This window comes from Streptomyces sp. NPDC007856, from assembly GCF_042868225.1.
In the GTDB taxonomy this organism is placed as follows: Bacteria; Actinomycetota; Actinomycetes; order Streptomycetales; family Streptomycetaceae; genus Streptomyces.
On sequence record NZ_JBIAEC010000068.1, the window covers coordinates 1 to 7,855 of the forward strand.

Annotated in this window: 3 protein-coding genes and 3 pseudogenes; 2 read left to right on the forward strand and 4 right to left on the reverse strand. The window is 68.2% G+C overall.

What is annotated here, in order from left to right:
* Window positions 1–568, forward strand: a pseudogene (locus ACFYOH_RS44110) (hypothetical protein); the annotation flags it as partial.
* A gap of 99 nt (window positions 569–667) precedes the next feature.
* Here ACFYOH_RS44110 and ACFYOH_RS44115 read toward each other — a convergent pair.
* Window positions 668–1,945 (reverse strand): annotated as a pseudogene (locus ACFYOH_RS44115) (IS701 family transposase).
* A gap of 79 nt (window positions 1,946–2,024) precedes the next feature.
* A pseudogene (locus ACFYOH_RS44120) lies at window positions 2,025–3,028 on the reverse strand (IS5 family transposase).
* Between the two features lie 156 nt (window positions 3,029–3,184).
* On the opposite strand from ACFYOH_RS44120, the gene pyrF reads away from it, so the two are divergent.
* Window positions 3,185–3,880 (forward strand): orotidine-5'-phosphate decarboxylase, encoded by a 696-nt coding sequence (gene pyrF / locus ACFYOH_RS44125; RefSeq protein ID WP_388637842.1) that lies wholly within the window; start codon window positions 3,185–3,187, stop codon window positions 3,878–3,880.
* Window positions 3,881–3,901: 21 nt separating this feature from the next.
* Here the strand turns inward: pyrF and ACFYOH_RS44130 are convergent, their stop codons facing one another.
* Entirely contained in the window at window positions 3,902–5,023 is a 1,122-nt protein-coding gene (locus ACFYOH_RS44130; protein ID WP_388637845.1) for an IS630 family transposase, read from the reverse strand.
* Between the two features lie 847 nt (window positions 5,024–5,870).
* The gene (locus ACFYOH_RS44135) at window positions 5,871–6,890 is read right to left on the reverse strand and encodes a ricin-type beta-trefoil lectin domain protein (protein WP_388637848.1); all 1,020 of its coding nucleotides are present in this window, start codon (window positions 6,888–6,890) and stop codon (window positions 5,871–5,873) included.
* Window positions 6,891–7,855: the final 965 nt, after the last annotated feature.

A 7,855-nucleotide genomic window follows, 5' to 3' on the forward strand; every position in this document is an offset into this window, starting at 1 on the left:
GCCCGTGCCGGCCCAGGAGCCGCCGTCCGCAGCCGACCTGGCCTTCGCGGCACTGACGGGCGGCACCGCCGTACAGCACGGGCTCGCGCCTTCGGAGGGAACGACCGGCGCGAGAGAGGACCGCCTTCCGGCGCCCGGCCCGCTCGAGGAACCCGAGCCCGGGCCGCAGTCTCACGACGCTGGGCCGCAACACGACACCTCGACGGAGCCGGTCCCGCCCCAGGGACAGGATGGTGCGACCACCGGCAAGGACACACACACCGTCGTGAGCGATGCCGGTGAGACGCCGTCATCGCCCTACGACGCGTGGAACGAGTTGGTCCACCGGGACAGCCGCATGGCTGAGCTGGTCCTGGTCTCGACCCGGGCCCTTCTCAAGCAGGATGAGAACACCCCGTCCGCAACCGGCGAGACCCGGGCTGTCCCGGACGAGAGGATCCACCGCGTCTACGCCCGACTGACCGCCAGACAGCGGGCGTACGCCGCCGAGGCCCAGGCCGACCTCCTCTACCGGCTGGTCAGGACCGACACGACGGAGGTCGTGCTCGGAGAGGAGCACCCGGTCTAGTAGGACTCCGTTAGGTTGGTGCGGTTCTGGCTGTGCGGTGTCTGGTCCGGGGTGCCGGCAGGGGCTGGTGGCAGGTGGTGCAAACGCCGGTCCAGCAGTTCAGCAGGTCTTGGAGGGCGTCGAGGATCTGGTAGAGGGTGAGTCCGGTGTGTCGGTTTTTGGGGCCAGCCGCTGCTCGGTGAGGAAGGCGTGAGCTGCGGTGACCAGCGTGGCGTGGTGGTGCCAGCCGTTCCACGAGCGGCCCTCGAAGTGGTCCAGGCCCAGGCCGTGCTTGAGTTCGCGGTAGTCGTGCTCGATGCGCCAGCGGATCTTTGCCTGGCGGACCAGGTCGGCGATCGGGGTGTCCTTGGGCAGGTCGGACAGCCAGAACCGGGTCGGCCCGTCGTCGCCGTCGGGCCATTCGGCCAGCAGCCACACATCGGGCAGGACGCCGTCCCACTGCTCCTGCCGGGCTGTCGCTGTGGCCTTGGCGATCTGGCGTGAGCGCCTGCCCGCGGGCCGTACCCGCACCGCGAGGAAGCGGGATGTCATCGGCCCGCGCGATCCCTCGCGCCAGGTGACCTCGGTGAACTGTGAAGGCCCCGCCTGCGCGGCGAGCTCACCCACGGATACTGCGGGCTGCCGGTAGCGCGGCTGGGGCCGGCGGCCGTTGCCCGACCACGCTGACGCGGTGGGCTGAGCGTCATAGGGCTGGACAGCCAGGTCGGCGCGGACGCCGACCACGAAAGGGATGCCCCGGTCGGCCACCGCGGCCCGGAAGTCGGCGTTCTGCCCGTATCCGGCGTCAGCCGCCACCAGCGCAGGTGTCAGCCCCCATCGGGCCAGCTCATCGAGCATCTCCAGGGCCAGTCGCCACTTCTCCCGGTGCCCCACACTCTCCGGCACGCCGGCGGCCCGGCGCCGCTCGGTGTCCTGCTCCCACTCCTTGGGCAGGAACAGCCGCCAGTCCAGGGGGACGGACGCAGCGTCGGTGACGGCGTGGACGCTCACCGCGACCTGGCAGTTGGCCTGCTTGCCCAAAGCGCCGCAGTACTGAGGCGCCACCCCCACCGACATCCGGCCGTCCTTGGGAAAGGACACATCGTCGATCACTTAGGCATCCGGGCCGATCAGCGGCACCATCCGCTCGGCGATCCGCCGCCGCACCGGCTGCCAATCCCACGGCGACTGATTCACGAACTGCTGCAGATTCTGCTCATCGCCGTCCGGCAACCGGCCTGCCATCGCGGCGATCGACTTACGCCGACCCTCCAGCATCAGCCCCCGCAGGTAACAGTCGCCCTTGGCGCGCTGGTCCCGACGCGGCACGGACGCGAACACATCCGCCACGAACCGGGCTAACTCCCCCCGCACCTCGTCCACTTGCCGCATGTCCATAACCCCACCGTGCCTCGGAACGGACACAACAGGTAAACACACCTAACGGAGTCCTACTAGGGCCTGTGTGATGTTGTGATCAGGTAGTTGCCTTCAGGAGGTCGTTGATCCAGATCATCGAGGCACGGAGGTGGAGGCCGGCGAGGTAGCTCTCGGGCGTCTTGTCGTACCGAGTCGCGATTCCCCGCCATGCCTTCAACTTGTTGATGAGCCGCTCAACGGTGTTCCGCTCCTTGTAAAGATCGCCGTCGTGACATGTGGGACGGCCGCCCCGGCGGCCTTTCTTCTTCCGGTTGGCGGCCTGGTCCTTCTTCTCCGGGATGACTGCCTTGATGTTGCGTTTCCGCAGGTAAGAGCGGTTGGCGCGGGACGAGTAGGCTTTGTCCGCGGCGACAGCGTCGGGCCGGGTTCGAGGCCGGCCGACAGGCAGACGGACCCGTACCCTCTCCAGTACGGGGACGAACTGCGGGCTGTCGGCGGCCTGTCCTGCGGTCAGTACGAGTGACAGCGGACGGCACTTGCGGTCAGCGGCGAGATGAATCTTGCTCGTCAGACCACCACGGGATCTGCCGAGCAGGGCTTGGTTCAAGCGGAGCTTGCGCCGTCGCCGGATACGCCGTCGCTCTTCCTGCTCGGGGTCGTCCCTGCCGTCCTGTCCGTTCTGTTCTGGCGGGCCGCCCCTTTTTGCCGGGCCTGCTCCTGCTCGGCGGCGGCTTCCTCAAGGGCCTCCATGATGTCCTTGCCGATGTGCATCCCGGCCGCGTCGTGGTGGGCGCGGGCAGTGGTGGAGTCCACGCTGACCAGGGATAAGTCCGTCTGTCCCCGGCGGGCGGCTTCGGCGATCATGCCTTCCAGAAGAGCGGAGAAGACCCCGGCGTCCCGCCAGACGCGAAAGCGCCCGTAGACGGTCGCCCACGGTCCGAACTCGGAGGGCATCTCGCGCCACTGGGCGCTGGACCGGAACCGCCAGATCACCCCCTCGAACTGCTCCCGCAGCCGCTCGGGGTACGGACCGTACTCGCCTATTGGCAGGTACGGCTCAATGAACTCCCACTGCTCGTCGGTGAGTTGCCTACGTGTCACACCCAGCGTCCTACCAGGTCCTGTCCCCGCACGGGACCAGAACCCGAGATTGATCACGACCTCACACAGGCCCTAGTGCTGTGACCGAAAACGATCACCGGCTCAGGATGGTGCCCCCGGTGACAGCCCGCAGTGGGGTGACGGCACAATGACGCCGTGGATCCGACCAGCCAGATCATCGTCGCCTTGGATTGCAGCAACCACGCAACCGCCGAAGCCGTCGTCAAGCGGCTGGGCGACGAGTGCCGTTTCTACAAGGTCGGCCTGGAGCTGCTCACGGCTGTCGGCCCGGACATCGTCGAGTGCCTTGTAGCGCAGGGCAAGGAGGTCTTCTTGGACCTCAAACTCTTCGAGATCCCGAACTCGGTTGCTGGTGCGGTGCGTGCCGCGGGAGCACGGGGCGTGTCCATGGTGACCGTGCACGCCATGGGCGGCAGGGGCATCCTGTCCGCCGCGGTCGAGGCCGCACGAGACTTCCCCGGGCTGCGCATTCTTGCCTTGACAGTGGTCACCAGCATGACTGACGCGGATCTTGCCGACATCGGCATCGACGATGCGATGGATGGGCAGGTGCTGCGTCTGGCCGGTCTGGCGCAGAAGGCCGGTTGTCACGGGGTGATCGCCTCGCCGCAGGACGTCACCGCGCTGCGGAGCGTCCTGGGTCCCGATGCCCTGATCGTCACTCCGGGCATCACCTTGCCCGGCGAATCCCCGGCCGAGCATGCCCGGCCCGACACACCACGTGCCGCCATCACGGCCGGGGCCTCGCATGTCGTCGTCGGCCGGTCGGTCACACGCGCTGCGGACCCGGCGTCGGCATTTCGCCGTATCCGTGCTGACCTCGTGCCATAGCCGGAGACACTCCGGAAAGAATCAGGCCGGGGTGGCGAGTGGTCGGCCGCCCCAGCGGATGCCTTTCTCACTGCGGACGCGGGCGCGTTCGCGTCGCTGGGCGGCCAGGACATCCGGGTGACGGGCATTCCTGTTGCGCCAGTGCAGGTAGCGGTGCAACTGGCGTGTCTGGACGGTGTGGTTGGGGTGGTTGGAGTTGGCGAGGGTGAACTGACGCAGAGGCCCGAAGTGCGCCTCGATCGGGTTCGCCCAGGACGCGTTGGTCGGTGTGAAGCACAGTTCGACCTTGTTTCTCGCCGCCCAGCGCACGATGCGCCGGTTCTTGTGGGCGGACAGGTTGTCCAGGATCACGTAGATCGGGGCACCGTCCGGGCGGGCCGCGCGGATCGACTTCAGGGCGGCCCAGGTGGGACGGATGCCCTTGCGGCGACGCACCACGCCCCAGAGGGTGTCGTCACCGACCGAATAGCAGCCGTGGAAGTAGCGGGTGCCGTGGGTGCGGTGATATGTGGCCGGCAGCCGCTCGGAGCGACCCTGCTCAGCCCAGCACGAGCCGGCGGTCGGGCGGATACCGAGCGGCCCGAACTCATCGAAGGCGAAGGTCCGGTCGGGACGCTCGTTGATGGCGTACTCGATCCGGTCGAGCTTGGCGTCGAATTCGGGATCAGATGATTCTTTCCAGGTCTTGGTGCGTTGGAAGGTCACTCCGTGGCGGGCCAGCAGGCATCGCAGGGCCTCGCGTCCAATCCGTATTGGACGCGCCATGTTGCGGCGCAGATGGTCGGTGAGTTTGCGGATCGACCAGCGGTTGAAGGGCTTGCCGAGCTTGGTCGGGCGGGTGGTGGCCGTCTGGATGACGAAATCCTCGTCGTCAGGGGTGAGCAGGCGGGGACGGCCTCCCGCCCACCGAGGGTCCAGACAGGCCAGGCCGATCTCGTTGAACCGGTGGATCACGTCGCGCACGGTGTCCTCGTCGGCCTGCACAAGCCGTGCGATCACGGGAACGCTGTTGCCGCCCGCCGAGGCCAGCAGCATCATCGCGCGTCGGTAGCGCACCGTGCTGGTGCTGCCTCGGCGCACGATCCGCTGCAACTTCTGCCCCTCCTGCTCGGTCAGCCCGCGCACCCTGACCGGCTGTGCCATCCCGCCTCCCGCGACGATCGGACGTGTCGTCACATCCAACCGAGGCGGTGTTGATCGGCGCCAACACGGTAATCGTTTTCGGTTACAGCACTAGCTGATCTTGTGAATATGCTGGTCACCGCTGGGAATACCCCTTCCGGCAACGTCGACCTGACCCGGACCGCACCCGTAAGGACAGCCCCGGGCGAGCAGAACGCCGACACGGCGTCTGGAAGCGCGGCAGACCGACCACCGCGTTCGACCACCAGGCAACGATCAACCCGTCATCCCCCACACCCCACACCCGGAACGGCAAATCCATTCGGATAATTTCCCCGCCACAGGCGCGGTGGCAGTGCGCTACGCAAAAGAGAACCTCACTGAATTCACGATGAACCTCTCGGAAAGCACACTCGCCTTCACGCAGGCTCTCGTGCACACCATGACACGCGGAATTTTCAATCAGGGTAGTGTCCTGAATTTCGTACAGATCAGCAAGGCGCTCTCGCGGCATCCCGACCCGGAGGCCGTCCTGCACGCAGCTGTTGGCTTCATCGCGTCGCGGGAGGACCTGCGTCCATTGGTCCGAGGCGTCATCGCTCAGTGCCTATGGCCTTTGCAGACCCCAACCAGTTCGACTGGAAAAACATAGACGTACCTCCCAGCGTGAAGAGAATGTTCCGGCTGCTGCAACTTCCACCGCCGATTGGGACGAACGGCGGATGGCTCGGCGAACTCACTGTCGCCCTGGAACTGCTCCCCCTTGTGTGAGCGGCGGGCGCCACGAGGGCTCGGTCATGAGCGAGGCCCCCGTGTCCGGCGGACACGGGGGCCTCGGTACGTCACCGCTGCTTGGCCGCGGCCTCTGCTACTCCTTGGACCACTTCTGGTTGTCGGTGCCCGAGCACGACCACAGCTGCAGGCCGGTGCCGTTAGCGGTGCCGTTGTCCCGAACATCCACACAGCTGTAGTTCAGCGAACTGGTCAGGTCGCTGGCGGCATTGAGGCGGAACTGCTGGGCCTCGCCGCCGTTGCACCGGGCGAGCTGGATCGTCGTCCCATTGGCGGTCGACGCGCCCGCGACGTCCATGCACAACCCGAAGGCCCGCACTGTGCCGTCGGAGGCGAATGTCCACCTCTGCGCGGCCGAACCGGTGCAGTCGGAGATCACCAGGGGCGTGCCGTCCTTGCCCTCGCCGCCGGGGACGGTGATGCAGCGGTGCGACGCGTGGCTGAACACCTCGACGCCGGACACGGCTGGCGGGCGGGTGCTGCTCGCGGTCGCGGGGGTCCCCGATCCTGCCGTGCTTCCGGAACCGGTGCCCGTGGTCCCCGTGCTCGTGTTTGCGGCGCCCGTTCCCGGGTGTGCCGGCGCCGTGCCATGGGAGCCCGAGCCCGACGCTTTGTTCGGGCCGGTGCGCGCGGTGACTGCGGCCGGCTTGGCATGGGCTGGCGAGGTGCCGGTCCCCGCCGGATGGTGCGAGGTGTTGCCGGGTGCGTGCGTACCTCTGTGTGCAACCGGGGGCAGTACGCCGGGAACGGCCGCGGGAGAGCCGCCGCCTGCGGCCAGGTCGAGGAGTGAGGCCGCCGGCTTCGGATTCCCCGACGCCTGGGCGCCGCCTCCGCTGCCGCTGAGTGTCACCAGCACGCCCGCCACCAGGGCCGCCCCGGTGACGGCTGCCACCGCCAGCAGGCTCCGGGGAGCGCCCCGGCGGGCCGTCCGCCCCTTGACCGCGTGCCGGGTCGACGCGGCGGCGACCGACCCCACCGCCGTGTCGTGGTCCGTGCCGGTGCCCGGGCGCGTCTTCGTCACCGCCTCGGTCGCCGCACGGGACGTGCCGGGCGTGCCGTGCGCCTTGCCTTCGAGGTGGGCCAGTCGTGCGGGCACCTCGGCCGAGCCGTTGACGGAGCCGGCAGCCGCTTCGGTGCCTCTGGCCGTCGCTGCTGTGCCGGCGTCGGCCGACGCCTTCCGCTCTGTTGCCGCTACGGTGGCCGTGGCCTCGGAGGACGCCGTCTTCGCGCCTATGCGCGAGACTGTCTGCGCACGCGCGGCAGTCCCGCGGTGTACGCCCGCGGCACCGCTCGGACCGGTCTGGGGGGCATTTGGCGCGCTCTCGGTGAGGGGGCGCCCCACAGGGACGTTCGCGGGTGCCGCGCGGGCGCGTTTCCGTGGTTCGGGAGAGTTCACAAGCTTCCTTTCCAAGGCGCTCGGACCGCGTGCGCGAGGCACGGCACGTTCACGACGGCTGGTGGAGACCGCCAGGTGCGGGTCCTGTACGCCTCAACTCGGTTCTCCGGCAAAAGAGTTCGATGTGACTGCGCGGGTGGCCGCCACGGCTCCGGCCGGGCCCACCTGCGGCGGCGCGGGTCACACGGCGTATGGCGCGTGTGATCCGATGCTCGCCTCGGTGCGGCGGCCACGGCCGTATGTGCGTGGAAGCCCCCTCAATTACACGGAATCGGGTAGCTGCGCGGTTCACGCGTGATGTGCCGTCGTGGGGACGGGTGAAGGGTCCGATGACGCAGGCAAGCGCGGCTCCCGGACTCCACCTGGAGTCCAGCATCTGGAGGGCGTCGAATCCGGGACGCGGCCACATCCTCGGCACACTTCTCCGTGGGCAGCGTCGTGCCGTTCTGTCCGGCACCGTCAGCGCGTCCCGCGCCCTTCTCCACGACAGGCAGAAATCCCTGCTCCAGACAGGCAGAAGGGGTCCGTCAACAAGCTGACGGACTCTCACGCGATGTCGATCTCAGGTAACTACTGAACTTGATTGAGTGATGTCGGGGCCCGCCGCAGGGTGGCAGGGACCAGCTCGCGCCTTCCCGGTGTGGCGGGAGCACGAGGATGATGCT

Excerpts from the sequence above, each read along its gene's own strand:
- ACFYOH_RS44130 (WP_388637845.1), bottom strand. The coding sequence starts at position 5,023 with ATGGCACAGCCGGTCAGGGTGCGCGGGCTGACCGAGCAGGAGGGGCAG.